Origin of the sequence: Lacticaseibacillus jixiensis (genome assembly GCF_042847315.1) — a bacterium.
GTDB classification, from domain to species: Bacteria; Bacillota; Bacilli; order Lactobacillales; family Lactobacillaceae; genus Lacticaseibacillus; species Lacticaseibacillus jixiensis.
Map to the genome: position 1 here is coordinate 33,557 of NZ_BAAFPR010000001.1, position 26,090 is coordinate 59,646.

Genomic DNA, 26,090 nt, shown 5'->3' on the forward strand with positions numbered 1-26,090 from the left:
ACACCGTGAAGCGATATTTGATTCTTGAAGACGGCAGCGTTTTTGCAGGTGAGGGATTCGGGGCCGAATCTGTCACCACCGGGGAGATCGTGTTCAACACCGGGATGAGCGGCTACCAAGAAACCATCACCGACCAAAGCTACAACGGCCAGATCATCACGTTTACCTACCCATTGATCGGCAACGTCGGCATCAACCGCGACGATTATGAAAGCATCAATCCCACCGCCAAAGGGGTCGTGGTGCGCGACTTAGCCCGGGTCACTGGCAACTGGCGGGCGCAAATGAGCCTGGATGAATTCTTGCAGCGCAAACACATCCCCGGCATCACCGGCATTGATACCCGCGCGTTGACCAAGCGTCTGCGCGATGCCGGGACCATGAAAGCCAGCATTGTCGACGCCGCTGACGCGCATGCGTTTGATCAACTGCGCGCTTTAGTGCTGCCTAAGAATCAAGTGCAGCAAGTCGCTACCACGCAAGCTTATCCAGCGCCTGGCACCGGCCGCAATGTAGCGGTGGTGGACTTTGGCTTAAAGCACAGCATCTTGCGTGAATTAGCCAAGCGCCAATGCAACTTAACGATTCTGCCGCCAACGGTAACCGCCGCTGAGATCTTGGACTTAGATCCTGATGGGGTGATGCTGACTAATGGCCCTGGCGATCCTAAAGACGTGCCGGAAGCCTTGGATATGATCCGCGGCGTAGAAGGCAAGATCCCGATGTTTGGTATTTGCTTAGGCCATCAGTTGTTTGCTTTGGCCAACGGCGCCAACACTTTCAAGATGAAATACGGCCATCGCGGGTTCAACCATCCGGTGCGCGAAATCGCCACCGGCCGCATCGACTTCACCAGCCAGAATCACGGCTATGCCGTTGACGCTGACTCTGTCGATCCCGATCAATTGCTGATCACGCATATTGAAATCAATGATCACACGGTAGAAGGGCTGCGCCACCGCTTGTATCCGGCATTTTCCGTGCAGTTTCACCCAGATGCGGCGCCGGGTCCGCACGACGCTGACCACTTGTTTGACGAATTCATGGAAATGATGGACGCCCACGCCCATCGCCAAGGAAAGGAACGTACTCATGCCTAAACGCCAAGATATTCACAAGATCCTCGTCATCGGCTCTGGTCCGATCATCATCGGCCAAGCCGCAGAATTCGACTATTCTGGGACCCAGGCGTGCTTGGCCTTGCGCGAAGAAGGCTATGAAGTGGTGTTGGTCAACTCTAATCCTGCCACCATCATGACCGATAAAGAAATCGCCGATCAGGTGTACATTGAGCCTTTGACCAAAGAATTCGTTTCTCAGATTCTGCGCAAAGAATTGCCTGATGCGATTTTGCCGACGATCGGTGGGCAAATCGGGTTGAACTTGGCCATGGAATTGGCCAACTCCGGCATCTTAGATGAATTAGGCATTGAGCTGCTTGGCACCAAGCTTTCAGCGATCGATCAAGCCGAAGACCGCGAATTGTTCAAGAACTTGATGCAAAGCCTCAACGAGCCGATCCCAGAATCGACCATTGCCCACAACTTCGAAGAAGCTAAGGCTTTTGCCGAACAAATCGGCTATCCGGTGATCGTGCGCCCGGCCTTCACCATGGGCGGCACCGGCGGCGGGATCGCCCGCACTGAAGAAGAACTCGCCACCATCGTTGAAAACGGCTTGAACTTAAGTCCCGTCACCCAATGCTTGATCGAACGCTCCATTGCCGGCTTCAAGGAAATCGAATTTGAAGTGATGCGCGACGCCGCAGACAACGCCATGGTTGTTTGCAACATGGAGAACTTCGATCCCGTTGGGGTACACACCGGTGATTCGGTGGTGTTTGCGCCGGTGCAGACCTTAACCGATAAAGAAGTGCAAATGCTGCGCGATGCCAGTTTGAAAATCATTCGGGCTTTGAAGATCGAAGGCGGCTGCAATGTGCAATTGGCCTTAGATCCCAACTCCTTTAAGTATTACATCATCGAAGTCAACCCGCGGGTCAGCCGCTCATCGGCCTTGGCCAGCAAAGCCACCGGTTATCCCATTGCCAAAATGGCGGCCAAAATCGCAGTCGGTTTGTCCCTTGACGAAATCAAAAACCCGATCACCGACGCGACTTATGCTGAATTTGAGCCGATGTTAGACTATGTGGTGGCCAAGATCCCGCGTTTTCCCTTTGATAAATTCGAGAACGGCGATCGCACCTTAGGCACCCAAATGAAAGCCACCGGTGAAGTGATGGCCATTGGCCGCACTGCCGAAGAAGCGCTGCTGAAAGCCGTGCGCGGCTTGGAAGTAGGGGCCATTCACTTGTGGCGGGCCGAAGATCAGAATTTGTCTGATGCAGACTTATCGGCTAAGATCATCACGCCTAATGACGAGCGGCTGTTTTACATCGCCGAAGCCTTCCGCCGCGATTACACCATTGAAGAAATCGCTGAGCTGTCCAATATCAATCCGTTCTTCTTGGACAAGATCTTGCACATTGTTGAACTCGAACGCAGCTTGCGCGCCAATGTTAACGATGAAGACTTACTGCGCATCGCCAAGCGCAACGGCTTTGCCGATGCGACGATCGCCCAGCTATGGCACAGCGACGCTGACGCGGTGCGCGACATGCGCAAGCGCTTAGGCATCGTTCCGGTATACAAAATGGTCGACACTTGTGCCGGCGAATTTGCTTCCACCACGCCTTATTTCTACAGCACCTACGAAAGTGAAACCGAATCGGTGCGCTCAAGCAAAGAAAGCGTCTTAGTGTTAGGTTCTGGTCCGATCCGCATTGGCCAAGGGGTGGAGTTTGACTATGCCACCGTGCACTCGGTCAAAGCCATTCAAAAAGCCGGTTACGAAGCCATCATCATGAATTCCAACCCGGAAACGGTATCGACTGACTTCTCAATTTCCGACAAGCTGTATTTTGAACCGCTGACCATCGAAGACGTAATGAACGTGATCGATTTGGAACAACCTAAAGGCGTTATCGTGCAATTTGGCGGCCAAACTGCGATTAACTTAGCCGCGCCGCTGGCCGCACATGGGGTGAAGATCTTAGGTACCAGCTTGGCTGACTTAGACGCTGCAGAAGATCGGGACCGCTTTGATGAGATCATCAACGATTTGAAGATCCCGCAACCAATCGGCGGCACCGCCACTGATAAAGCCGGCGCCATTAAAATCGGCAACGAAATTGGTTATCCCGTCTTGGTACGCCCAAGTTATGTCTTAGGCGGGCGGGCGATGGAAATCGTGCATTCCGAAGCCGAATTGGCCAACTATATCGACCGGGCCGTGTCAGTATCTAATGATCATCCGGTGTTAGTCGATCAATACTTGGTTGGCACCGAATGCGAAGTCGACGCCATCACCGACGGCACCACAGTGGTGATTCCAGGCATTATGGAACACATCGAACGCGCCGGGGTCCATTCAGGGGATTCCATGGCGGTATATCCGCCGCAAGATTTCTCTGATGCCGTCAAGCAGCAAATTGAAACTTACACGATTCACTTGGCCCATGCCTTGCATTGTATCGGGATCATGAACATTCAATTCATCGTCCACAATGAGCAAGTTTATGTTATCGAAGTCAACCCGCGGGCCAGCCGCACGGTACCGTTCTTAAGCAAGGTAACCGGCGTGGCCATGGCGCAAGTGGCCACCCAAGCGATCTTAGGCAAAGATTTGGCCCAAATGGGTTACACCACCGGCATTTTGCCAGTCCGCCCAGGCGTGCATGTTAAAGCCCCGGTATTCTCCTTCTCCAAGCTCAACGCCGTGGATTCCATGCTCGGCCCGGAAATGAAATCCACCGGTGAAGTGATGGGTTCCGACACCACGCTTGAAAAGGCGCTGTATAAGGCTTTCGAAGCCAGCCACACGCATCTGCCAAGCTATGGCACGGCGTTGTTCACAGTGGCTGATGCCGACAAGCAAGAAGCCGTGGCTTTGGCCAAGCGCTTCCGCGAAGTCGGTTACCAAATCGTTGCCACCAAAGGCACCGCGCAAGCCTTAGCGGCGGCGGGTATCACCGTCACGACGATCAGCAAACTGGGTGAAAGCGGCCATGACGCGATTTTAGATGCGATTGCCGACCGCAAGCTGCAATTGGTGATCAACACCACCAGTGCCGATCGCGCCGCCACCAGTGATGGCTACCGCATCCGCCAAGCGGCAATCATGCATGGGGTCCCGCTGATGACCAGCCTTGACACTGCCAGTGCCATCGCTTCGGTATTGGAATCGCGGGCCTTCACCACCCAAGCACTATAAGCTTAAATGCCAGGCGGCTTGTCTGGCATTTTTGACAGGAAAGGACTCATGATGGAACCCATTATTGCTTTAGACTTCGCCACCGGCAAGCAAGCCCTTGACTTCGTTAGCCGCTTTGATGCTGACACCCCGTTATTTGTTAAAGTCGGCATGGAATTATATTATGCCCAAGGGCCCAGCATTATCCGCCAATTACAGGCGCTGCGGCCGTTGAATATCTTCTTGGATCTGAAATTGCATGACATCCCGCACACCGTTGAACAAGCCGCTTATCAACTCGGCCGGCTTGGCGTCTCCTTGACCACCGCCCATGCAGCAGGGGGCTCGGCAATGCTTGCAGCAGCCAAGCGCGGCTTGTTGGCAGGGGCGGCGTCAGTAGGTGCCTTGCCGCCGCGCTTGCTGGCCATCACCCAACTGACCTCCACTGATGACGCCATGTTTCACGATGAACTGCAGCTCAGCGGGGCAATCAGCGCCAGTGTCAGCCACTTGGCGCAAATGGCCCAAGCCGCCGGTGCAGATGGCGTTGTCGCCAGTGCCCAAGAAGCGCAGCTGCTGCGCCAAGTCGTTGATCCGGATTTTCTGATCATCACGCCTGGCATCCGGCCAGTTGGTGCGGCAATCGGTGATCAAAAGCGCGTGGCGACACCGGCTTTGGCCAAGCAATGGGGGAGTTCTGGGATCGTGGTGGGTCGGCCGATCACCCAAGCCAGTGATCCGCTGGCGGCTTATGCACAAATCAATCAAGAATGGAGTCAAACAAATGACTGAAATTAAAACTCAAATCGCTCAAGACTTGTTGACCATCGGTGCTGTGACTTTGCGGCCCAACGCCCCATTTACTTGGGCCTCAGGGATCAAGTCACCAATTTATACCGATAATCGCATCACGATTTCCTATCCTGAAGTCCGCGACCGCATCGCTTCAGGGTTAGCCGGTGTGATCCAAGCCCAATTTCCTGACGTTGAAGCCATTGCCGGCGTTGCCACAGCCGGGATCCCGCATGCGGCTTTGGTTGCTGACCGCATGCATCTGCCAATGGCTTACGTGCGCAGCAAGCCTAAAGATCACGGGCAAGGCCGCCAAATCGAAGGCCGCTTGGTCGAAGGGGCCAAAGTCGTCTTGATCGATGATTTATTAAGCACCGGCGGCTCAGTGTTAAGCGCAGCAGCAGCAACGCGCAAAGAAGGTTTTGAGGTGATCGGCGTGGCGGCGATTTTCAGCTATCAATTACCGGCAGCCACCACCAACTTCGCGGCAGCCAAAGTACCATTTACGACGCTGACCAACTACACCGCGCTGATTGAAGCGGCTAAGGCGTTAGGGCAAATCGATGATAACGAATTGGCCTTGCTGCATGCTTGGCGCAAAGATCCTGAACACTGGCAAGCGTAAACCACAAATGGCCTCGGCCAAACACCACCAGTTGGCGTTTGACCGAGGCCATTTTGACGCAAAAACAGTCCCGCCGAAAAAGGCGAGACCAAGTGATTAATTCAGTACTTCAACCGAAGCGGACAAAATGCCGGCGCTTGGGATCTGACTGGAAGGCATTGCCACATCTAATTGACGCGGGTTGGCTTGGGCAAAGGAGCCGGTATCATTAACCGTACGATACCATACCGTGCCGTTAGACAAGGTGATCTTCAAGCGCGTGCCTTTAGGGAAAACCGACAAGTTAGCCGCCACACCGGAGTAGCCCATGTTTGAACCTAATACTGCCGGATCGTAGAAAGATAACTTGAAGGTACCGTAGCCTTTAGCAGAAGTCGTGCTTTGCGTCGCCGCTTGCGTGTTGGTTTGTGCTTGCGGCTTAGCTTGTTGCACAGTGGCAGTGCTTGGCGTTTGCGGCTTGGCTTGTTGGACAGGGGCCGTCGTCACAGGCGCTTTAGCAGAGGCTGCAGGCGTTTGAACCGGTGTCGTCTTGACTGCGGCAGGCGTCATTTGGGTGCTGCCGGTGAGCTTCAAGATATCGCCGACGTAAATGAGGTTTTGGTTGGCCAAGTGGTTATATGCCACCAAGTTGGCAACAGAAACCTGCGTAGCGCCTGCAATCTTGGACAACGTGTCACCGGACTTCACCGTGTAGGTGCTGGCAGTCGAAGTGGTGGTCGTCACAGGGGCGGCAGCATTGCCGGCGAGTTTGAGTTGTTGACCGACTAAGATCAAATGTTGGTTCTTGATGCCATTAACGGATACCAAGTTGGTCACCGAGGTGCCATGCGTTTGGGCGATGGCGGATAAGGTGTCACCGGCTTGGACCGTGTAAGTTGCAGACTGAGTGGTCGCCGCGTCTACTTGGTTGCTGTTAACGGCATATGCGCCAGCGGTGGCTGCCAGGGCCGTTGAGAATAACCATACGAGATGTGCTTTTTTGATAATGAGTCACTCCTATATTTTGTCTGGATTGCGTTTCAACAAGACCCAGTATAACGGGGCAACGTGTCAGTCAAGCGCCATTCCCGTGACAAAATCGCCGAGATCTGCAACAATGTCATCTCGTTGTTGCATAAGTTTGTTATCTCAAAGTGTTACAAGCATTGCAATTACACAACCGGAACAAGTGTTCATGTTATTATATCGCTGTCAAGCCTGACCGTGCAGGCTTGGCGGCAATAAAAAACCCTCAACTGAATGTCAGCTGAAGGCGAATGTTCCTATAGATATGACGTGCTTAGTGCACGACTTCGACAGTCGCGTATAAGATCCCTGCACTTGGGATCTGGCTGGAAGGCATGGCCACGTCTAATTGATGCGGGTTGCTTGCGGCAAAAGTCCCAGTATCATTAACGGTCCGATACCATACCGTGCCATCAGACAAGGTGATCTTCAAATGGGTGCCTTTAGGGAATACTGACAAGTTGGCAGCCACACCAGAGTAACCCATGTTTGAGCCTAACACTGCTGGATCATAGAAGGAAAGCTTGAACGTCCCATAGTTAGTGGTGTTGGTTGAAACTGTCGGCGCTGCCTTAGTTGGGGCCGTGGCGGCTTTGGTGGTGGTGCGCTGCGTCGTCGTTGCCGGTGCAGCCGTGGCGGTTTTAGCCGCAGTATTGGTGGCTTGCGCTGCGGCTTGGGCAGTGAGCTTCAACGTTTGGCCGACTAAGATCAAGTTGGCGTCTTTGATGTGGTTGTCTGCCACCAGCTTGGCCACTGTGGTGTGGTTGGCTTGCGCGATTTCAGACAAGGTGTCGCCGGCTTTAACCGTGTAGGTGTTGTCAGCAACCACTGGGGTAGCGGCTTTGACTTTAAGCTTTTGGCCAACGAGAATCAAGTTGGCGTTTTGAATGCTGTTGGTGGTTTGCAGATCTTTAACGGTCGTGGCGTTGTCCAAAGCGATTCGAGACAGCGTGTCACCGGGTTTGACCGTGTAGTCGGTATCATTGGTATTGGTGGCAGCTTTAACTTCATGTCCTTGCGCTAAGATGGCACCAGGGAGCAGCGCCAGCGCCGGGGTGAAGAGCCATGCTAATTGCGTCTTTTTGATAATACTCACTCCTCAAGTAGTTTACGTATCTAATCGTATGTATCTAAGGCCAAGTATAGCGATTTGATGTCACAACGCCACAGCAGGAACATGACAAAATATTTTATTTTCGTAACAATGTCACGAAACCATTGCATTTGCCATGTAAGGGCTTCTAAAGCGCTGATATCAGGACCACAATGCAGTTCGTGAAACGGTTTTCCGGTCATCAGTATTCTGATATGATGCACTGTTCACACCAGGCTTGTCATATTTCGCCACTGGCTGCACATTACCACGCCAAAAAGACCTGGACCAACGTCGCATCAGGCGTTGGCCCAGGTCTTTAATGCGCTACATGGTGGGCTGCTTGCGCAGGCGCGCCACTTCAGCAGCTTGTGGGGTGACGGCCACGGTGCGCTGGCCTTCATAAACCACAAAGCCGGGTTTGGCGCCATTGGGCTTGCGGATCTTCTTGACTTCGATCCAGTCCACCGGCACATTGGCGCTGGCCCGCGACTTGGAGAAGTAAGCGGCCAGCATCGCCGCTTCCAGCAAGGTTTTGTCACTAGGATGCGGGTTTGAGATGATCACATGTGAGCCAGGCACGTCTTTGGCATGCAGCCAAATGTCGGTTTTGTTGGCGGTGTGCAAGGTGAGCTGATCGTTTTGCAAGTTGTTCTTGCCGACGTAGATCTTCGTGCCGTCTGAGGCAAAGAATTCTTCAGGCTTGGCAACTTTATGGCGCTTGGCCGGCTTCTTGCCTTTCTTTTGCACCTTCAAGTAGCCGCCTGCTTGCAGCTCGGCGCGGATATCATCAAGGTCTTTAGGCGCGGCGATTTCAATTTGCGCCATGACGCCTTCCAGATAATCCAGCTCACTTTGGTTTTCAGCCATTTGTTCATGCACATAAGCCACGGCGTTGCGCAGCTTCTGATACTTGGCAAAATACTTCTGGGCGTTTTTGGAAGGCGACAATTGATTGGACAAAGTGATCTTTAACGGCTTCATGTCGTCATAGAAATTAGGCAAGGTCACTTCAGTCATGCCGCGTTCGACTTGGGCCAAATAGGTGGTTAAGATCTCGCCGCGAATGCGGTAATCGTCGGCTTTTTCAGTGGCTTTCAACGTCGCTTGCAGTTTCTTTTGTTTCTTGGCGTCTTTGGCGATCAAGTTCTTTAACGGCTGGATCAAGTTGCTGCCAAGCTGGCGCACGCGATCGTGTTCGGCTTTTTGCGCGTAATAGGCATCAAGCATCACACTGGCGGTGGGATAGGTCTGCACCGTACCTTGCAAGGTTTGATATGGGGTCGCTGAGAAGTAAACCTTCTTGCCGGTGGTAATTGTCGGCGTCGGGTGGTCGATGGCCGCTAAGAAGTCGGCAAAAGCGGCATCTGGGTCGCCGCTTTGCAAACGGGCAGCGAGTTCTTGTGCCGAATCGCTGGCTAAGCCTTGATAATGCACTTGCAACAGCTTGGCCAAAGGCACGTCTGGAGTCTTCATCAGTTCCCGATAGCCTAGCGAATCATCGCTGAAGGGATCGACTTTGTCTTGCACCGGCGGCTGGACGTAATCAGCCCCTGGCAACAACAGGCGGTAGCGGTTTTGATCAGGGGAGACGTGATGGATCAAGTCCACGATTTTGTTGGTCGCCAAGTTGACCAAAGTAATGTTGGAATGGCGCCCCATGAATTCCACGACCATGCGCAAGTTCATGTCGTCGCCTAATTCATCGCGGGTCTTGAAGTCCAAATGCATCACGCGGTCATTGGCCACTTGCACCAAGCGCAGTAATTGCGCCGACTGCAGGTACTTGCGCAAAGTCATGGCGAAGTTGCTGGGCACATCAGGGTTGGTGAAGGGGATTTGGGTGATTTGCGCGCGGGCGTATTCCGGATGCGCCGACAACAACAACGGATAATTCTTGCGGTTGGCGCGAATGGTGAGGATCACTTCGTTTTGATAAGGCTGTTGGATCTTGTTCACGCGGCCGCCGACAAGCAAGTCGGCCAATTCATGGGCCATGGCGTGAGTGAAAATTCCATCAAATGACATGTGGTTTCGTCCATTTCTTTCATTAGTCTACTATCATTGTACCAGTTTTTGGCAATCGGCGAAAATGGCGCCCTTTACCATTTCTTAAGCGACACCATGCGGGCATCATGGCGCATGAGTTCAAAAGCGGCGCGAAATATGGTAAGGTTAATCAGTGAATTTAACGATGCAGTCCCATATTCTCGGGGCTAAATAGGAGTGAACATTATGAAGATCGCCGTCGTGACCGACAGCACCGCGTATCTTTCAGAAGAACAAGTATTGGCCAACAACATCCATGTGGTACCGATCCCGGTGATCCTCGATGGCACAGTGTATGATGAAGGCAAAGATATTGAAACCACGCAATACTACGACCTGTTGCGCAACGCCAAGACTTTTCCCAACACCTCTCAGCCGCCGTTAGGGGAAGTGTTGAAGTTATATGAAGACTTGGCGCATGAAGGCTATGACACCATTATTTCCATTCACTTGGCCAGCACCATTTCCGGTTTCGTGAACACCTTGCGCGCCGCTGTCAGCGAAGTCAAAGACGCCAAAGTGGTGGTGTATGATTCGCAAATCACTGTGATCTTAATGGGTGAATTGGTACTGACTGCCGCGCGAATGGCTAAAGCCGGCGCCACCCCTGATCAAATCGTCGCTGCCATGGATGCGCTGCGCGCCACCACTGGTGAATATTTCATTGTCAATGACTTGCAAAACCTGGTGCGCGGCGGCCGCTTGTCTAACGCGGCAGGCTTTATCGGCGGGATGTTGAAAATCAAGCCGTTATTGACGTTTGACGATGAAAGCCACAAAATCGTGGCGTTTGAGAAGATCCGCTCGCTAAAGAAAGCTTATGCGCGCATTGAAACCTTGTTTACCAAAGCCTTAGCCGACGCTGATTACCCAGTCAAAGCTTGGGTGATCCACGCCAATGACCCAGAAGCGGCGGCGGCTTGGCGCAGTGAACTTGAAGCCAAGTTCCCGCAGGTCCACTTTGAAACATCGTATTTCGGCCCGGTGATCGGCACCCACTTAGGTGAGAAAGCCATCGCCTTAGGCTGGATCAAAGATACCGATCAATAAGTTGCTAACAAGTCGCCGTTGTGGCGGCTTGTTTGAGTAGAAGGAGCAAATATGTTTATTCAATCAGATACCGCCAAAGGCCAGATCAAAGACGAAACCGTTCAATATACCGGCCACATTTTCACTATTGTGCAACAACACATTGCCACTCCAGACGGCCTCACGGTGCAGCGTGACTTGATCAAACACGCCCCAGCCGTGGCGCTTTTGGCGATCACACCAGATGATGAAGTGTTGATCAACCGCGAATATCGCGTCGGCATCAACGCTGAAGCCTTCGCCTTGCCGGCAGGGTTAATGGATCCTGGCGAAACGGTGATGCAAAGCGCCAAGCGCGAATTGGAAGAAGAAACCGGCTATATCGCCCAAAGTTTGACAGAAATGTGTGCCGTGCGCTCCAGTGAAGGCATGACTGATGAAGTGGTGCACTTGATCTTGGCCCAAGTGGACAAAACCAAGCGTACCCAGCAGCACTTCGATCAAGACGAGTTCGTCACCAGCCGCTTTGTGCCGCTTGCTGAAGTCTTGGCTGCGGTGCAAGACGGGCGCATTGCCAGCGCGCAAAGCGTCTCGGCGATCAGCTATTATATGGCGTTTATGCGCAAGCATTAATGCCCGCCAATGCGCCAGGCGCGTGTTACTGGCTATAGCGCTTTCTTGATTAGAGAAAAATGGCGAAAGGGCTTGACAACTTCTCAGAAAGGATTATTATGATAGACATATTAGATAAACATTAATCAAATGAAGTTGTGATTAGAAACCGCGTGTTGTTCAGGGTGATAAGAGAGTCCCGTTGGCTGAGAAGGGATCACTACCCAATGCGTCCACATCTATGAACTTGGCTGCTGAAATCCAGTAGGCGGTCACGCAGGAATTGCGTTATCATAGCTACTTAGTGTCGATCGCCTTTGGGCTGCCGGGATTAAGCAGTGCGAGGTCGGCGTCGTAAGGCGTTGACGAACAGAGGTGGAACCGCGGTTATTAATCGTCCTCGATGAGTGTAATCACTTGTCGTGGGCGATTTTTTTGTACCACAACTGAAAGAAGGTCCAAGATGTCTAAACGAAATTTGCCAGTTGGCACGCGCGATGAATTCGGCCCGCTTGCCGATGCTAAAGCTTCACTGACCCAACAGATCCAAACCCGCTTCATGCAACAAGGCTTCCATCCGATCAAAACTCCGGTGCTGGAATATCGCGCGGTGTTTGACGCGATGGCGCCAACCCCGGAGAATGCCTACCAGTTCTTGGAAGACACCGGCGAAACGTTGGTGTTGCGGCCTGATTTGACCTTGCCGATTGCGCGGGTGATGAGCACCACTGGCATCACGCCGCCAACCAAGTGGTGTTACACCGGCGACGTGTTCCGCATCAAGAAGCGCCATTCCGGCGGCTATAACCAAATCACCCAAGCTGGCGTTGAAATCATCGGCTATAAAAGTGTCAAAGCCGAGTGGGAATGCTTATCGCTGGCCCATGATATCTGCGCGCAGTTGGCATTAAATCAAGTGACCTTGGAACTGTCTGATGCCAGTTTCGTTGATTTGGTGTTAGAAAGCCTGCCGCAAGCCAATCGTGCCGCGATCAAAGCGGCGTTGTTTGCCAAAGACCTCACCGCTTATCAGAAGCTGCTGACACAATTGCCCAAGCAGCCGCTGTCTGAGTTCTTAGCCGAGTGGCCGTGGCTGTTCGGCGACGCTCAAGCAGTGCTTGACCGCTTGCCGGCCTTGGACCAATTACAAGAAGTGGTGGCCAACCTCAAAGCGACCGTGGCCTTCTTACAAGCCAACTGTCCAGGCTTTAACTTGACGCTTGATTTGTCCAGCCCGTCACCGCAGCCGTATTACACAGGCTTGGTTTTCCACGCTTATGCCACTGATTCTGCGGATTTCCTGTTTTCCGGTGGGCGCTATGACCGGCTGTTGTCCAGCTTCCAACAAACCTTGCAGCCGGCGGTGGGCTTTAGCTTCGATGTTGATGCTTTGTCCACCAGCGTCAAGCAGCCGGCAGTGGTTAAGCCAACGCTGATTTATTTTGATCAAAGCCAATGGGCGCAGGCCCAACGCTTAGCCGCAGACACGCCTAACGCCAGCTTGTGCTTGGCCGAAAGCTTACACCAAGCCCAGCATCAAGCCCAAGTGGCAGGGGCTGAGCTGATCGATTTAACAAAGGAGGGGCAAGCATGACGTTAAACATTGCCTTGACCAAAGGCCGCACGGAACAAGACGTCTTGCCGCTGCTGGCTAAAGCCGGCATGGACATCGCGCCAGTCCAGCACAAAGGCCGCCGCTTGATCTTCAACGACGATCCCAATTACCACATTATCTTAGCCAAAGGGCCGGATGTGCTGACTTACCTCAACCGCGGCGCCATGGATATCGGCATCGTGGGTTCGGATATCTTGATCGAACAGCGCAATCCGCAATATGACATGCTGGATCTAGGCACTGGGCGCTGCCATTTCGTCTTAGCGTCAACGGCGGATTTTGACCCAGCACAAACTCGACGCAAGATCATCGCCACCAAATATCCGAATCTGACCCAAGATTATTTTGCCACGATTGGCGAAGACGTTGAGATCATCAAGATCGAAGGCTCGGTGGAACTGGCGCCGCTGGTGGGGTTGGCGGATGCGATCGTGGATATCACCGAAACCGGCACGACCTTAAGAGAAAACAACTTACAAGTCTACGCAGAGCTGCAGCCTGTTTCGACGCATTTAGTCGTCAACAAGCTGGCCTTGAAACAAAAGCGCAACGAAGTCTTGAATCTGATCACCAAATTACAACAAGCCATTCAGGAGGGCTAATCATGAAAATTCTTACAGGTAGTTTTCAAGAACTCAAGAACCAAGTCACCAAGCGCGAACAACAAGCTGCCAACAAGCCGGAAATCGAAGCCGCAGTGGCTGCGATCATCGACAATGTGCGCACCAACGGGGATGCGGCGTTAAAGGAATATTCTGAGAAATTCGACAAGGTCAAAGTTGCTGATTTCTTAGTCGACCAAGCCACCATCGATGCCGGCTATGCCAGCTGCAGTGAAGAATTGTTGGATGCGTTGAAACTGGCCAAAGCCAACATCACCAGCTATCACAAGAAGGAAGTCACCCACGGCTTCATTGATGGCGAAAAGCCTGGTGTCATTCGCGGCCAGAAGCTCACACCGCTGGCTGCCGTTGGCTTGTATGTGCCAGGCGGTACTGCTGCTTACCCATCCACGATCATGATGGCGGCCTTGCCAGCTAAGATCGCCGGCGTCAAGAACATCGTCATGGTAACGCCACCACAACCAAACGGCATCAACCCAGCGGTGTTAGCAGCCGCAAAGCTTGCCGGTGTTGACGCGATTTATCAAGTTGGCGGCGCGCAAGCCATTGCCGCTTTGGCCTTTGGTACTGAAAGCATTCCGCGCGTGGACAAGATCATGGGTCCTGGGAACATCTTCGTGGCTACGGCTAAGAAGCAAGTCTTCGGCCAAGTGGCCATCGACATGATCGCCGGGCCTTCAGAAATCGGGATCATTGCAGACGGCAATTCCAAGCCCAAGCAAGTTGCCGCAGACTTGTTGTCTCAAGCTGAACATGACAAGCTGGCGCGGCCAATGCTGGTCACTGACAGCTTAGACTTAGCCAAAGCCGTCAGCGACGCCGTTGAAGAACAACTCAAGACCTTGCCGCGTGAAGAAATCGCCCGCGCTTCGGTCAACGACGAAGGCTTCATCGCGGTGGTCGACAACTTGGATCAAGCCTTCGAATTAATGAACTTGATCGCCCCGGAACACTTGGAAGTCCAAGTCGACGAACCGATCACTTACCTTAACCAGATCCAAAACGCCGGCTCTGTCTTCTTAGGCCGCACCGCCAGCGAACCGCTGGGTGATTACTTAGCCGGTCCTAACCACATCTTGCCAACTGCCGGCACCGCGCGCTTCTTCTCCCCATTAGGCGTGGAAGACTTCGTCAAGCGCATCCAATTCATCCAATACACCCCAGAAGCTTTAGGCAAAGAAGCCAAAGCCATCACCACCTTGGCCCGCACTGAAGGCTTGGAAGGCCACGCAAGAGCCATCGAATCCAGATTCTAGAACCAGAGCGGAGCAGCCCGATTTTAGCGATGCGGGTAAGACGGGATGACGTTTGGGCGTTCTTTGCCCAAGCGGCGTCACGGCTTACCCACAATCGCGTTGGGCTGCGGAGCTCGACGAAGACCAAAGCGGAGTGAGGCGGGTTTAGCGGCTGATATAAGCTGGGATGACGTAAAGGCGATCTTTGCCTTAACGGCGTCACAGCTTATATCACTGCCGCGTTGCCTCACACAGCTCGACGAAAGACCAGAGTATAGCTCGCCGATCACTCATCCGCATTTCCCACATCACCCACCACAGGAGGCATTTATGCGTAACGCAAAAATCACCCGTACCACTAAAGAAACCCAAATTACTGTTGAATTGAATCTCGACGATTATTCTGTGATCGATATCGACACCGGTATCGGCTTCTTCGATCATATGTTGAACGCTTTTGCCAAGCATGGCCGCTTCGGCTTGGTGGTCAAAGCCAATGGTGACTTAAACGTCGACCCGCATCACACCACGGAAGATGTGGGGATCGTCTTAGGCGAATGCTTCAAAGAAGCCTTAGGCGATAAAGCCGGCATCGAGCGCTTCGGTACCGCATTCGTGCCGCTGGACGAAACGCTCAGCCGCGTGGTCATCGACTTGTCTGGCCGCGCTTATCTGGTGTTTAACGCGGAATTTGACAACCCCAAGCTTGGCGGTTACGACACCGAAGTCACGCAAGACTTCTTCCAGGCGTTCGCTTTTGCTGCTGAATTGAACTTGCACGCGGAAGTCTTGTACGGCCGCAACACCCACCACAAAATCGAGACCTTGTTTAAGGCATTAGGCCGCGCCATGCGCGCTGCTGTGACTTTGAACCCTGAAGTGCAAGGCATCCCGTCGACTAAAGGAGTGATCTAAATGCTGGCAGTGATCGATTATGACACCGGCAACGTGCGCAACGTCAAGAAAGCCTTAGACCATCTCGGCATTGCCAACACCTTAACCGCCGATCCAGCCGTGATCAAAGCCGCAGACGGCTTGATCCTGCCAGGCGTTGGTGCCTTTGCCAAGGCCATGGCAGAACTTCAAAAGCGCCATTTGGTCAAAGTCTTACAAGAACAAGCACGCGCTGGCCAGCCGATGCTGGGGATTTGCTTAGGCATGCAATTATTGTTTGACCGCAGCGAAGAATTTGGCGAAAGCCAAGGCCTGGGCTTATTGCCAGGGGCGGTGGTGGCGATTCCGGAGAAAACCGGCCTCAAAGTGCCGCACATGGGCTGGGATGAAAACCACGGCAAAGCCAACAATCGCTTCGGTCAAGTCTTTGACGGCCAAGCCACATATTTCGTGCACTCATTCTACGTGCAAACTGCCGAGCGCAACATCGCCGCTTCCTGCGACTATGGCGTGCGCATCCCCAGCGTCGTGCAACAAAACAACGTGGTGGGCATGCAGTTTCACCCAGAAAAAAGCGGCCAAGTCGGGCTCAAAGGCCTAGAAGCTTTCAAGGAGATGGTGACTGATGCAACTTTTTCCAGCAATTGATTTGATCAACGGTCAATCAGTGCGCTTATATCAAGGCGACTATCAACAAGTCTCCACCATTAACCGTGACCCGCTGGCCCAAGCAAAGGCTTATCAAGCCGCCGGGTTGAAGCACTTGCACTTAGTCGATCTGGACGGTGCCAAGGCCGGGGCACCTAAGAACCTCGCCACCATTAAGGCGCTGCGGGAAGCGACGGACTTATTCATTGAAGTGGGCGGCGGTATTCGCACCATGGCGACCATTCGTGAATACTTGGCGCTTGGCATTAACCGCGTGATCTTAGGGTCGATTGCGTTGAAGGACCCGGCGTTAGTCAAACAAGCCTTGGCCGAATTCGGTGCTGACAAAATCGTCATCGGCATCGATGCCAAAAACGACCACGTTGCCACAGAAGGCTGGCTTGAAACCAGCAGCGTCACCACCGCGCAACTAGTTGAAGCCATGGCAGAAGTGGGCGCTGAGACTTTCATCGTCACTGACATCAGCAAAGACGGCACCTTAGCCGGCCCGAATGTTGAGATGCTGGCAAACTTGCATCAACAGTTTCCTCAGTTGACCTTCGTGGCCAGTGGCGGAATGCGGGTGCCTGACGATCTGCGGGCACTCGACCAAGCCGGCATCGATCACGCCATTATCGGCAAGGCCTTGGCTGCCGGGTCGATCACTTTAGCTGATTTGAAAGAACTGGAGGATTAGCCATGATCACCAAACGTATTATTCCTTGTTTAGACGTCGATCACGGCCGCGTGAAGAAAGGTGTCAACTTCGTGGATCTCACCGATGTCGGCGATCCCACTGAAATCGCCGCGGCTTATGAGCAACAAGGCGCCGACGAATTGGTGTTCTTGGACATCACCGCCACACTTGATCACCGCAATGCCATGGTCGACACGATTGAACGCGTCGCCAGCCAAGTCTTCATGCCGCTAACCGTTGGCGGCGGCATCAATTCCGTAGACGATATGCAGGCGCTTTTAAAAGCCGGCGCTGATAAGTGTTCGTTAAACTCTGCAGCGGTGCGGCATCCTGAATTGATCACCCAAGGCGCTGAGAAATTCGGCCGCCAATGTATCGTCGTTGCCATTGATGTGCGCTGGCAAGCCAGCCAGTCGCGCTATCAAGTGGTGATCGACGGCGGCCACACGCCACGAGACCTGGATGCTATTGAATGGGCCAAAGAAGTGGTCAAGCGCGGTGCCGGCGAGTTGCTGGTCACGTCCATGGACAAAGACGGCATGAAAAACGGCTTTGATTTGCGCTTGTACAACTTGTTGACTGACGCGGTGAATGTGCCGATCATTGCCTCAGGCGGTGCCGGCTCGATTCAAGACTTCACTGATTTGTTCCAACAAACCACCGTTGATGCGGGATTGGCCGCATCAGTGTTCCATTATGGTGAATTGACGATTCCTGAAGTCAAAGCAGAATTGAAAGAAGCCGGGGTGAATGTACGATGATCGATATTGATTTTGCCAAAGCAAACGGCTTGGTCACTACCGTTGTGCAAGACGCCAAGACGCAACAAGTCTTGATGGTGGCTTACATGAACGAAACATCTTGGCATAAGACCCTGGAAACCGGCGAAACCTGGTTTTACAGCCGCAGCCGCCAAGAACTGTGGCACAAAGGCGAAACCAGCGGCAACACGCAAACCGTTGTGTCGATCAGTGTTGATTGCGACGCCGATTGCGTGTTGATCAAGGTCAACCCAGCTGGCCCGGCGTGCCACACTGGGCATACGAGTTGCTTCTATCGCGATGAGAAAGGAGTGGTGATCGATGGCTGATAAACAATCATTACGGGAACTCGCGGCGGTGATCGCTGAGCGTAAAGCCCATCCGGTGCCTGGCTCATATACGGATTACTTGTTTAGCAAAGGCTTAGACAAGATCTTGAAGAAAACCGGCGAAGAGGCCACCGAAGTGATCGTTGCGGCTAAGAACGATTCTGATCCCGACTTTATCTTGGAAGTCGCTGACTTGGCCTATAACGTCTTGGTGTTGATGGCCGAGCGCGGGATCTCCGTTGACCAAATCGAGGAAGAACTTGCCACCCGCATCCATCCCAGCGACCCTAAGAAACTGAAAGAACGGCCGGCTGTTAAGAAACTCTAGCCTCACAAGGAGGAAATATGCTTAAGAAAACCATCGCCCAATTACACCCATATGTTCCGGAAACGCCGCTGCCTGATTTGGAAAAGCAAATTGGTGTCAGCCCCATTGTGCGCTTGTCAGCTAACGAAAATCCTTTTGGCACCTCGCCGAAAGTCAAAGCTGCCATTCAAAACTTCGACTTTGCCACCACGCGCGAATATCCAGATGGTGATGCCAACCAGCTGCGCCAAGCTGTCGCCAAGCACATTGGCGTACCAGCTGACCAACTGCTGTTTGGCTGCGGACTAGACGAAGTGATCGAATTGACTGCCCGCACGTTCTTGGAGCCAGGGGATGAAATCGTGGAGCCTTGGCCGACTTTTGGCGAATACAAGATCCATTGCCAAATCGAAGACACCAAGATCGTGGATGTGCCAGTGCTTAAAGACGGCAGCTTCGACGCCGATGGGTTGATCAACGCCATCACTGACAAAACCAAGCTGTTGTGGCTGTGCAACCCCAACAACCCAACCGGCACTTATATGCCGCTGGCAGACATGCGGGCGTTGCTCAAGCGCGTGCCTAAGCATGTGTTGGTAATGATCGATGAAGCGTATTTGGAATTTGTCACCCAAGAAGCCCAACCATCAGCGATCGCGTTGCTGCCAGAATTTGACAACATCGTCGTGATGCACACTTTCTCTAAGATTTACGGTCTTGCCGCAATGCGCGTCGGCTATGCCGTGATCCCTAAGGCCTTAGTCGCCGCCATGCAAGCCGTGCGCTTGCCTTACAACTTAAATTCCGTATCGCAGCAAGCCGCCTTGGCCGCCTTGGCTGATCAAGACTTTGTCAAAGACATCCAACAACGCGTTGCGGCAGCCCGCGAAGATTGGGAAGCGTTCTTTGACGTGCATGGCTTTGAATATTACCGCACCCAAGCGAACTTCGTGTTCTTCCACGCCCCACGCGGCGCCGAGTTGCACCGCTACTTGTTGGAACACGGCTACTTGCTGCGCGACGGCTTGCGCCCAGACTGGCTGCGGTTGACCTTTGGTTCACCTGAGCAAAATGCCGCGATTCAGAAGCTCATGTTGCAGTTCTACGCATAAGGGCGGTATACTCGAGAAGAAGAATTCATCAACGGGCTGATTTCAGCCCGTTTTGTGTATAGGAGAGATGGTTGTGCAAGAGGTTAAATTGATTGCCACGGATATGGATCACACGTTATTAACAGAAGCTGGGGAGCTGCCGCCGTATTTTGGCCAAAAGCTTGATGCCTTGGCGCAGGCTGGGGTGCAGTTTGCTGTGGCCAGCGGGCGGCCGCTGTATACGCTAAAAGAGCTGTTTGCCGCGCATCAAGCTGAATTGGTGTTGATTTGCGACAACGGGGCGGTGATCGCCGATCATGGTCAAATCGTCGCCAAGCAATTGCTGCCGCATGCGGCGATCATGGCGATGGTTGAAGCCGTCACTAGCCAAACCGATGGCCACGCCATGATCTGTGCACTGGACGGTGCTGTGGCAGCAAGCGGCGATCGGCCTTATGCCAGCGTTTATCAGGAGTTCTACCATAACCTAAACTTCATGGATGACCTTAGCACTTGGCAAGGCGAAGCGGATAAGGTGACGATTTATCTGCCGAATGGGGATGCCGAACAAGTGTTTAAACAGGTCATCGCCCCTCAATTTGGCGCGCAATTCTCGGCGGCAGTGTCTGGTCCGGTGTGGATCGATATCATGCCTAAAGGCGTCAACAAAGGCACCGCGATGGCCAGAATCGGGGCGCTGCGCAACATCGCGCCTAGTGAGATGATGGCTTTTGGTGACACCTTCAACGATAAAGAAATGCTCAGTTACGTTAAATATGGCTACTTGGTGGCTAATGCCAATCCAGGCATGGCGCAATATGCAACTTACCGCACCGGCAGTAATGAGGAATACGGCGTCGTGCAAGTGATCGATCAGGTCTTAGCCGCAAAATAAGCACCACTAGACTTGTCATGCCTCAGTTACTGGGCTTGGCAAGTTTTTTTGTAGTGGCAGTCGCTAATAATTCATTAACTCGTCATGCTTTGATCACAAGTCAACCAGATTCTACCCATGCGTGCTTGCTATGCTTGATTTGTACAAACATAGAAAGCAGGTTGACCATGACATTCTTAGAATACATACCGGATGTGCCAGCAGTCCTTGGCGTGCTGTTGCTGGTGATGTTCGCCTTTATGCACCACGAAGTCACCAAGACATTGACCAAACCCGCAGGCGTTAAGCAGGCGACACTTGCCACACGGGCCCAGGCTTACAGCTTAATGGCCAACAGTGAAGCCGGTTTTGCAACAGCGGCAACGCGTTATTACACTGTAGCTTGCGCCACTGGTTTGGCTTATGCGGCAACGCTGGGCGCTTGGCTGCCAGAAGCCACCGATTGGGGCGGCTTGTTTGCCACTTGGTGGTGGCTGATACTGGCCTTGGTGTTGAATATCGCCGCGTTGGTACTGCACCAGCGCGTGTTAAGCATCCAAGCCCACGGCATTCAAAAGCTTCAAGATGCACACAAAACCGCTGCGTTAACGAATGCTCACTTATACGGTGACAGCCGCTGGTACGCGCAAAAGCAAGCCACGACCAAATACCTGATCGCTGCGCTGGTGTGTTTCATTGTGGCAGTCGGGTGTGCGTTATATTTCTGGTAAACCCATCATAGCGCGAGTGATCGCGCTTTTTGTGTGGGGTTGGCACAACGCCTCGACAAGGGTATGATGTGGCGTAAGGAGGCGGTTCCATGGCTGAACAGTTCTATCCGACGGCACTGCGCTGCATGTGTTTGGTACAATGCGGGGATGCCATCTTGATCGAACGCGAAGATGCCCCTGCGTTTGCTGAGTCCTTGTGCTTTCCTGGCGGTGCAGTTGGCCCAAGCGAAGCCGTCAACGCGGCAGCAACGCGGCTATTGCAAGCCGCATGCGGCTTAAAGGTGACCACTTGGCAACATGCCGGCTTCGTCAACCGCACGCGCTTAGACGGCCGCAAAGAATTGATTTTCTTATGCGCCGCCACTTTGCCAGCTGCGGCTTCCAGCTTGGTCAAAAGCGAAGACAACAAGGCGCGCCGCATCGACTGGCAGGCGCTAATTGATATCGACGACACGCAAATGAGTGCAGTTGGGCAAGCCGTGTTCGATGCCTGGCAAGCAGGGAACATCCAGGAGCTCACTTTCTTGTGAGTGGCAGTTGAAGCAGCTTCGAACAAACGTACGATAGTTTAAAATAGCGCACTTGATCATCAATACACCCCGTGACTGCCGGGCCGTGCAGTCACGGGGTGTATTTGTATTTGGCATGTCCGAAAGGGCTGTCGGTCGCACCTCAAACCAAATGTGACAATACTGTTCGTTGCTGGATCAGCATCGGCCAAGGTACAATGACTTTGATCAGCGCATATTAGAAATCATTATCGTCGCTTGAGTCTGGTGACGAAGTAGAATGTACTGTTAGTTCACGTCTGATCATGACTTCAAGTACCTGCAGGACACAACATTGGCTGAGCTTGCTTGATTAACCCGGCCAAGTCATCGCGTTATAGAAGAGGTGCAATATGTCAGTATTTAAGTGGGGTTTATGGGGCGTTACCGCGCTGGCCGTCGCGTTTGCGGCAGCGATCTTGCTGATTCCTGCAGACCAGTTCCAGATGGTCTTAAACTTGCGCAACGGCCACGTGGGCAATCCCGGCAAGTGGCTGGTGATCTTGCCGCTTATCTTTGTATTCTTGAACCTAGGTGCGCTGCGTGAGCGGCAACAAGATCCAACTGTGCGTGATGATTGGAAACTGCCTTTGCTTGAGGTGGTGATGATGGGCTTCTTTGTTGTTGAGCAAGTAATTGGCTAAGTTGCTATCGTGACCGCGTCGTGTGATTCGGGGATGGCGCGGACAAGTTCTTCGCAGAAAATTCATGAGAGATACTATGGCACATACATCTAAACGGCATCGCCTTGATTCGCTGATCGTCGGCTTGACGGCAATCGATATTCCGGTTGTGTCAGGCGCGGTGGTCCTTGTCAGCGCGATTGCTTTGCCGATCATCATCGTCACTAAACGCCGCCAAATCAAACGTGAATTAAACGCCATGTGGCAATTAGCTGACGAACTAGGCTATACCGCAGCGGACTTAAAACAGCTCTCAGGACAAAAGGACTATGGCACCATTGATTGGGCACTGACGCGGCCAGGCCAAGGTCAGACCGTCGTACCGTCGCTTGCGGCAATTCAGCTTGTCCATACGCGTTTGGCAATGCTCGATCAAGTCTAAGCACACAAAAACCGGCGACTGAACGATTCTCTCGGATACCGGGCTTTTTGAATTCAAGACGTCATTTGGTTGGATGCTTACACAAAAACCTCCGATATATTTGATGTACGCGCTTACTACACGCGTATCCAAAGTATATCGAAGGTTTATTGATTTCTAAATGGTAACATGCTGGCACTTGGTGGTAACTTCGGTGGCAGAAGATGGCAACATTCATGGCACAAGTGGTAACATCCAGTGACCGCCTTCATCCATGGTAGCGCGAAAAGATTTGAATACGAGATTGAAGGACTATTATGACCTATTTCTATTTGACAAAGTCCAAATCCAAAATATTGACTTTCAAACGCTTAAAGCTGCATTATTGGCGACAGCCAAACTTCGAGGAACAGAGTCATTATTGCCAAAATATGTGCTAACCATTCAAGCCCTGCGTTCAGACTCAACACTTGAAAAACTATGGTCTAAATATCAGACAGCCAACGAGTACGCACGAGGGATCGCTTACGAGCAAACATGTGATGCTGCAATAGATTTGGTTCAACGAAGCGGCATATAGCTAGTATTTATATGCCTTCTAAGGTGTAAATGACAGCCGCTATCTATCACACACTTCTGCGCGTGGCACTCGAAAATTATAGCAACAATCGTTGTACCTCAGGTAAGATGCAAGGTCACCACCACAGTCTCGATACGAGGGCTTCTGAAAAACCAGAAATACAAAACCTGTCAAAGGCTCATGGCTATACAAAACTACCGGATCACAACTCTGCCGATGCTAACAATCAATCAGAAAAGGCTTGCAAGCGACCTTGACGTCATATATAATTTACGTGTAAATGGAATGTATATTTTCCATTGGAGGTATTTGCTTGCAAAACAAGGTGAGAACACTTCGACTGGCTCGCGGCTTGACTCAAAAAGAAGTGGCTGAGGCCGTTGGCATTACCCGTCAAACACTGAGTTTGATTGAAAAGGGCGACTACAACCCTTCTTTGAAACTGTGTATTGGCATCTGTCAGCAACTTAATGAGACGCTTGATCCGGTATTTTGGGTGGGGGAAGACCATGAAGAAAATTAAAGACGAACGGCTGATCGTACGAAATCTTCGAAATATCCGTTTAGCATTTATCGCGGAAAATGTGTTTATCATTGGTGCCTTGATCCTGCAAATTGTCCGTGGCAACAATTTGATGGCAATAGTATCGTATCATAACCCGCTATTTTCAGCATTGATGGTTGGCGGTTATGTTTTGGTGGTGCTGTCAGTCAACGTTTCCGTGCCAATATATGATACACCAAAGAAGAGTTTGCAACAGCTTCTCACAGTGGCCTTACTCGTATGGCTGGCGTCCAGTGCCATATTCTTCTGGTTTATTCTGCCAGCCAGCTACTGGTGGTTGAGTCTGGTTTGTGGCGCAATAATTAGTGTCGTCGTCACAAGTATCTTGCTGTATGCCAATCACGTTCAAAATAATGGTTGACTCAAGGCGCTGACTAACATATTTTCGGAGAGCCATAGGCACTAGTTCTGTGGCTCTTACTTTGTGTCGCACGATTTGTTCAATATGATCCATTCGATTGCAATCTGTCATACAAGGACTGCAGTAAAACGAGACAAACTTGGAACTTCTTAATATGGTGTGATCATGGTGCAGAGTTCGCGAACGCGACACTGATCGACACAACATTGCGGAAATCAGCATCAAATCATTATCCATAACAAATTACACTCATGAATTGCCGTGCATGTTTCAGATCGGCTTGAACGAGAATCGCTCAAGCACCCAAACTCATACTGCTAAATGTGCTGGTGACGTCACAATGTGTTTGATGACTCAAAAGCAGAAGGGCAGTCTGATATTTTTCCTAGAAATCCATTCACCCATTCTAGTTTACATAATATATATTATGCGAAGTAAGGTAATCGGAATTAATTGAAGGCAAGATCTGCCTTCAATATCCAATTTGCCACTTTTGACCGTTGCTGCATCAGCTGACGCCGGCACAGCAAAATCCGCATCGCCAAGCTGCCACTGCTGGCCAACTGGCGATGCGGATTTGTTTTTAGTCAATGTTTTAATCGACTGAATTAAAACCTGCGATCACATCTGCATCCAAGCGTTGCAGCAACGTGTTGACTAACTTGGTGGCCGCTTGATAATCACTTAATGCGACGTAATTGTATGCAGTGTGCTCATAACGCACTGGAATGCCGACTACAATCGTCGGCACGCCATGCCAATACTCGATGGCGGCACCGTCTTGACCGCCGCCAGTGCGCACAGCCCGTGTGTATGGCAGCTGTAATTCATCGGCCAAATCAGCGGTATATTGCTGAAATTGCGGATTAGCGATATATGTCGTGTCTAAATCCCGCAGCATCGGCCCAGCCTTGAGCCTGGTTTGGCTGAGCCAATCTGGTTCAAACGTGTCATCGCAAGGCACACCTTCATACACAATCGCCAAATCGGCATTGATCTTGCGCGCCAGCACATTGGCACCGCGCAAACCGACTTCTTCTTGAGTCGACAAGCCCGCCACCACGTCCACGTTAAGTGTCTTGTCACCAAGACTTGTCATGGTATCGATCATGGCTGCCACGCCAACGCGGTCATCAAAAGCTTTGCCGAGAAACAAACCATGCTGCGCATCATATTCGCAAGTCACATCTGGGACGATTGGGCAACCAGTATCAATGGCGAAATCCTTCAGCGTTTCTTCACGGCTGGTACTGCCGACATCGACACTCATTTCGGCAATGGTTGGCACCGCATTGCGCTCTTGGGCGGTCATGAAATGCGGTGGTTTCGTCGCCACGACACCAGGCACATATTCGCCGCGCTTGTTTAAGACTTTGACCTTCATCGCCGGCACATTGGTTGGCACAAAGCCCCCTAATGTGACAAATTTCAACAAGCCGCTGGGCCGTACGGCTTGTACCAATAGCCCGACTTCATCGGCATGCGCATCCAGCTGCACCACCGGCCGCTTGCCGGTGTTTGCCGCCCGGGCGGTCACAGCGTTAAACATGCCGTCAATTGTTGTCGTCCCGTATGGCGCCATTGCATCGCGATATAAGCGCACGACTGGCTGTTCAAAGCCACTGGGCCCGAATGCATCTGAAAGCTGCTTGATCAAATCGATTTGTTGCGTTTTCTCCATATTCTCAACTCCTTATCCCCCACTGCTGCCCTGCTACACAAAAAGCCGCG

The 26,090-nt window shown here is 52.2% G+C and carries 26 protein-coding genes and 1 pseudogene; 23 read left to right on the forward strand and 4 right to left on the reverse strand.

The window, feature by feature from the left end:
* Positions 1-5: 5 nt before the first annotated feature.
* Genes ACGG90_RS00175 through pyrE form a run of 4 tightly spaced genes read left to right on the forward strand, consistent with a single transcriptional unit; the run spans position 6 to position 5,668 of the window.
* Positions 6-1,100 (forward strand): carbamoyl phosphate synthase small subunit, encoded by a 1,095-nt coding sequence (locus ACGG90_RS00175; RefSeq protein ID WP_390404295.1) that lies wholly within the window; start codon positions 6-8, stop codon positions 1,098-1,100.
* The gene (gene carB, locus ACGG90_RS00180; RefSeq protein WP_390404297.1) at positions 1,093-4,272 is read left to right on the forward strand and encodes a carbamoyl-phosphate synthase large subunit; all 3,180 of its coding nucleotides are present in this window, start codon (positions 1,093-1,095) and stop codon (positions 4,270-4,272) included. The genes ACGG90_RS00175 and carB overlap by 8 nt, the downstream gene beginning before the upstream one ends.
* Before the next feature lie 51 nt (positions 4,273-4,323).
* Entirely contained in the window at positions 4,324-5,043 is a 720-nt protein-coding gene (gene pyrF / locus ACGG90_RS00185) for an orotidine-5'-phosphate decarboxylase (RefSeq protein ID WP_390404871.1), read from the forward strand.
* Positions 5,036-5,668 (forward strand): orotate phosphoribosyltransferase, encoded by a 633-nt coding sequence (gene pyrE / locus ACGG90_RS00190; protein ID WP_390404300.1) that lies wholly within the window; start codon positions 5,036-5,038, stop codon positions 5,666-5,668. Before pyrF ends, pyrE begins: the two co-directional genes overlap by 8 nt.
* 96 nt (positions 5,669-5,764) lie before the next feature.
* On the opposite strand, the pseudogene ACGG90_RS00195 reads toward pyrE, so the two are convergent.
* From ACGG90_RS00195 to ACGG90_RS00210, 3 genes and pseudogenes are all read right to left on the reverse strand, one after another.
* Positions 5,765-6,028: pseudogene (locus tag ACGG90_RS00195) on the reverse strand (hydrolase); the annotation flags it as partial.
* 919 nt (positions 6,029-6,947) lie between these two features.
* Entirely contained in the window at positions 6,948-7,622 is a 675-nt protein-coding gene (locus tag ACGG90_RS00205) for a LysM peptidoglycan-binding domain-containing protein (protein WP_449273598.1), read from the reverse strand.
* Positions 7,623-8,093: 471 nt separating this feature from the next.
* Positions 8,094-9,794 carry an NFACT RNA binding domain-containing protein gene (locus tag ACGG90_RS00210; RefSeq protein WP_390404305.1) on the reverse strand — a complete coding sequence of 567 codons (1,701 nt, stop codon included), beginning with the start codon at positions 9,792-9,794 and terminating at the stop codon, positions 8,094-8,096.
* A gap of 207 nt (positions 9,795-10,001) precedes the next feature.
* Between ACGG90_RS00210 and ACGG90_RS00215 the strand changes: the two genes are divergently transcribed.
* From ACGG90_RS00215 to ACGG90_RS00305, 19 genes are all read left to right on the forward strand, one after another.
* Positions 10,002-10,865, forward strand: coding sequence for a DegV family protein (locus ACGG90_RS00215; protein ID WP_390404307.1), 864 nt, complete (start codon positions 10,002-10,004; stop codon positions 10,863-10,865).
* A gap of 51 nt (positions 10,866-10,916) precedes the next feature.
* A complete protein-coding gene (locus ACGG90_RS00220; protein WP_390404309.1) occupies positions 10,917-11,477 on the forward strand; it encodes an NUDIX hydrolase in 561 nt (186 codons plus the stop codon).
* A 442-nt stretch (positions 11,478-11,919) separates the two neighbouring features.
* A complete protein-coding gene (locus ACGG90_RS00225) occupies positions 11,920-13,050 on the forward strand; it encodes an ATP phosphoribosyltransferase regulatory subunit (RefSeq protein WP_390404311.1) in 1,131 nt (376 codons plus the stop codon).
* Positions 13,047-13,673 (forward strand): ATP phosphoribosyltransferase, encoded by a 627-nt coding sequence (gene hisG / locus ACGG90_RS00230; protein WP_390404314.1) that lies wholly within the window; start codon positions 13,047-13,049, stop codon positions 13,671-13,673. Before ACGG90_RS00225 ends, hisG begins: the two co-directional genes overlap by 4 nt.
* 2 nt (positions 13,674-13,675) lie before the next feature.
* Entirely contained in the window at positions 13,676-14,950 is a 1,275-nt protein-coding gene (gene hisD, locus ACGG90_RS00235; protein WP_390404317.1) for a histidinol dehydrogenase, read from the forward strand.
* Between the two features lie 309 nt (positions 14,951-15,259).
* On the forward strand, positions 15,260-15,844 hold the full coding sequence (gene hisB, locus ACGG90_RS00240; RefSeq protein ID WP_390404320.1) for an imidazoleglycerol-phosphate dehydratase HisB: 585 nt from the start codon (positions 15,260-15,262) through the stop codon (positions 15,842-15,844).
* A complete protein-coding gene (gene hisH / locus ACGG90_RS00245) occupies positions 15,845-16,471 on the forward strand; it encodes an imidazole glycerol phosphate synthase subunit HisH (protein ID WP_390404323.1) in 627 nt (208 codons plus the stop codon).
* Positions 16,449-17,168 (forward strand): 1-(5-phosphoribosyl)-5-[(5-phosphoribosylamino)methylideneamino]imidazole-4-carboxamide isomerase, encoded by a 720-nt coding sequence (gene hisA / locus ACGG90_RS00250; RefSeq protein WP_390404325.1) that lies wholly within the window; start codon positions 16,449-16,451, stop codon positions 17,166-17,168. Before hisH ends, hisA begins: the two co-directional genes overlap by 23 nt.
* 2 nt (positions 17,169-17,170) lie before the next feature.
* Positions 17,171-17,929: an imidazole glycerol phosphate synthase subunit HisF gene (gene hisF, locus ACGG90_RS00255; protein WP_390404328.1), complete on the forward strand. Its 759-nt coding sequence runs from the start codon at positions 17,171-17,173 to the stop codon at positions 17,927-17,929.
* Positions 17,926-18,258, forward strand: coding sequence for a phosphoribosyl-AMP cyclohydrolase (gene hisI, locus ACGG90_RS00260; RefSeq protein WP_390404330.1), 333 nt, complete (start codon positions 17,926-17,928; stop codon positions 18,256-18,258). The genes hisF and hisI overlap by 4 nt, the downstream gene beginning before the upstream one ends.
* The gene (hisE, locus tag ACGG90_RS00265) at positions 18,251-18,586 is read left to right on the forward strand and encodes a phosphoribosyl-ATP diphosphatase (RefSeq protein ID WP_390404333.1); all 336 of its coding nucleotides are present in this window, start codon (positions 18,251-18,253) and stop codon (positions 18,584-18,586) included. Before hisI ends, hisE begins: the two co-directional genes overlap by 8 nt.
* A gap of 17 nt (positions 18,587-18,603) precedes the next feature.
* Entirely contained in the window at positions 18,604-19,677 is a 1,074-nt protein-coding gene (gene hisC, locus ACGG90_RS00270; protein WP_390404336.1) for a histidinol-phosphate transaminase, read from the forward strand.
* A gap of 73 nt (positions 19,678-19,750) precedes the next feature.
* Positions 19,751-20,551: an HAD family hydrolase gene (locus ACGG90_RS00275; protein WP_390404339.1), complete on the forward strand. Its 801-nt coding sequence runs from the start codon at positions 19,751-19,753 to the stop codon at positions 20,549-20,551.
* A 167-nt stretch (positions 20,552-20,718) separates the two neighbouring features.
* Positions 20,719-21,261, forward strand: a complete 543-nt coding sequence (locus ACGG90_RS00280) for a hypothetical protein (RefSeq protein ID WP_390404342.1) — start codon at positions 20,719-20,721, stop codon at positions 21,259-21,261.
* 89 nt (positions 21,262-21,350) lie between these two features.
* On the forward strand, positions 21,351-21,791 hold the full coding sequence (locus tag ACGG90_RS00285; protein WP_390404344.1) for an NUDIX domain-containing protein: 441 nt from the start codon (positions 21,351-21,353) through the stop codon (positions 21,789-21,791).
* 371 nt (positions 21,792-22,162) lie between these two features.
* The gene (locus ACGG90_RS00290) at positions 22,163-22,453 is read left to right on the forward strand and encodes a hypothetical protein (protein ID WP_390404346.1); all 291 of its coding nucleotides are present in this window, start codon (positions 22,163-22,165) and stop codon (positions 22,451-22,453) included.
* A gap of 76 nt (positions 22,454-22,529) precedes the next feature.
* Positions 22,530-22,874 carry a hypothetical protein gene (locus ACGG90_RS00295; RefSeq protein WP_390404349.1) on the forward strand — a complete coding sequence of 115 codons (345 nt, stop codon included), beginning with the start codon at positions 22,530-22,532 and terminating at the stop codon, positions 22,872-22,874.
* Between the two features lie 839 nt (positions 22,875-23,713).
* A complete protein-coding gene (locus ACGG90_RS00300) occupies positions 23,714-23,956 on the forward strand; it encodes a helix-turn-helix transcriptional regulator (RefSeq protein ID WP_390404351.1) in 243 nt (80 codons plus the stop codon).
* Positions 23,943-24,359, forward strand: coding sequence for a hypothetical protein (locus ACGG90_RS00305; RefSeq protein ID WP_390404354.1), 417 nt, complete (start codon positions 23,943-23,945; stop codon positions 24,357-24,359). Before ACGG90_RS00300 ends, ACGG90_RS00305 begins: the two co-directional genes overlap by 14 nt.
* Before the next feature lie 595 nt (positions 24,360-24,954).
* Here the strand turns inward: ACGG90_RS00305 and ACGG90_RS00310 are convergent.
* Positions 24,955-26,040 (reverse strand): M42 family metallopeptidase, encoded by a 1,086-nt coding sequence (locus ACGG90_RS00310; protein WP_390404356.1) that lies wholly within the window; start codon positions 26,038-26,040, stop codon positions 24,955-24,957.
* Positions 26,041-26,090 lie beyond the last annotated feature (50 nt).

Bases quoted from the DNA above. Each gene is read 5' to 3' on its own strand.
- carB (WP_390404297.1), top strand. From the start codon at position 1,093: ATGCCTAAACGCCAAGATATTCACAAGATCCTCGTCATCGGCTCTGGT.
- pyrF (WP_390404871.1), top strand. From the start codon at position 4,324: ATGGAACCCATTATTGCTTTAGACTTCGCCACCGGCAAGCAAGCCCTT.
- pyrE (WP_390404300.1), top strand. From the start codon at position 5,036: ATGACTGAAATTAAAACTCAAATCGCTCAAGACTTGTTGACCATCGGT.
- ACGG90_RS00210 (WP_390404305.1), bottom strand. From the start codon at position 9,794: ATGTCATTTGATGGAATTTTCACTCACGCCATGGCCCATGAATTGGCC.
- ACGG90_RS00215 (WP_390404307.1), top strand. From the start codon at position 10,002: ATGAAGATCGCCGTCGTGACCGACAGCACCGCGTATCTTTCAGAAGAA.
- ACGG90_RS00220 (WP_390404309.1), top strand. From the start codon at position 10,917: ATGTTTATTCAATCAGATACCGCCAAAGGCCAGATCAAAGACGAAACC.
- ACGG90_RS00225 (WP_390404311.1), top strand. From the start codon at position 11,920: ATGTCTAAACGAAATTTGCCAGTTGGCACGCGCGATGAATTCGGCCCG.
- hisG (WP_390404314.1), top strand. From the start codon at position 13,047: ATGACGTTAAACATTGCCTTGACCAAAGGCCGCACGGAACAAGACGTC.
- hisD (WP_390404317.1), top strand. From the start codon at position 13,676: ATGAAAATTCTTACAGGTAGTTTTCAAGAACTCAAGAACCAAGTCACC.
- hisB (WP_390404320.1), top strand. From the start codon at position 15,260: ATGCGTAACGCAAAAATCACCCGTACCACTAAAGAAACCCAAATTACT.
- hisH (WP_390404323.1), top strand. From the start codon at position 15,845: ATGCTGGCAGTGATCGATTATGACACCGGCAACGTGCGCAACGTCAAG.
- hisA (WP_390404325.1), top strand. From the start codon at position 16,449: ATGCAACTTTTTCCAGCAATTGATTTGATCAACGGTCAATCAGTGCGC.
- hisF (WP_390404328.1), top strand. From the start codon at position 17,171: ATGATCACCAAACGTATTATTCCTTGTTTAGACGTCGATCACGGCCGC.
- hisI (WP_390404330.1), top strand. From the start codon at position 17,926: ATGATCGATATTGATTTTGCCAAAGCAAACGGCTTGGTCACTACCGTT.
- hisE (WP_390404333.1), top strand. From the start codon at position 18,251: ATGGCTGATAAACAATCATTACGGGAACTCGCGGCGGTGATCGCTGAG.
- hisC (WP_390404336.1), top strand. From the start codon at position 18,604: ATGCTTAAGAAAACCATCGCCCAATTACACCCATATGTTCCGGAAACG.
- ACGG90_RS00280 (WP_390404342.1), top strand. From the start codon at position 20,719: ATGACATTCTTAGAATACATACCGGATGTGCCAGCAGTCCTTGGCGTG.
- ACGG90_RS00285 (WP_390404344.1), top strand. From the start codon at position 21,351: ATGGCTGAACAGTTCTATCCGACGGCACTGCGCTGCATGTGTTTGGTA.
- ACGG90_RS00290 (WP_390404346.1), top strand. From the start codon at position 22,163: ATGTCAGTATTTAAGTGGGGTTTATGGGGCGTTACCGCGCTGGCCGTC.
- ACGG90_RS00295 (WP_390404349.1), top strand. From the start codon at position 22,530: ATGGCACATACATCTAAACGGCATCGCCTTGATTCGCTGATCGTCGGC.
- ACGG90_RS00300 (WP_390404351.1), top strand. From the start codon at position 23,714: ATGGAATGTATATTTTCCATTGGAGGTATTTGCTTGCAAAACAAGGTG.
- ACGG90_RS00305 (WP_390404354.1), top strand. From the start codon at position 23,943: ATGAAGAAAATTAAAGACGAACGGCTGATCGTACGAAATCTTCGAAAT.
- ACGG90_RS00310 (WP_390404356.1), bottom strand. From the start codon at position 26,040: ATGGAGAAAACGCAACAAATCGATTTGATCAAGCAGCTTTCAGATGCA.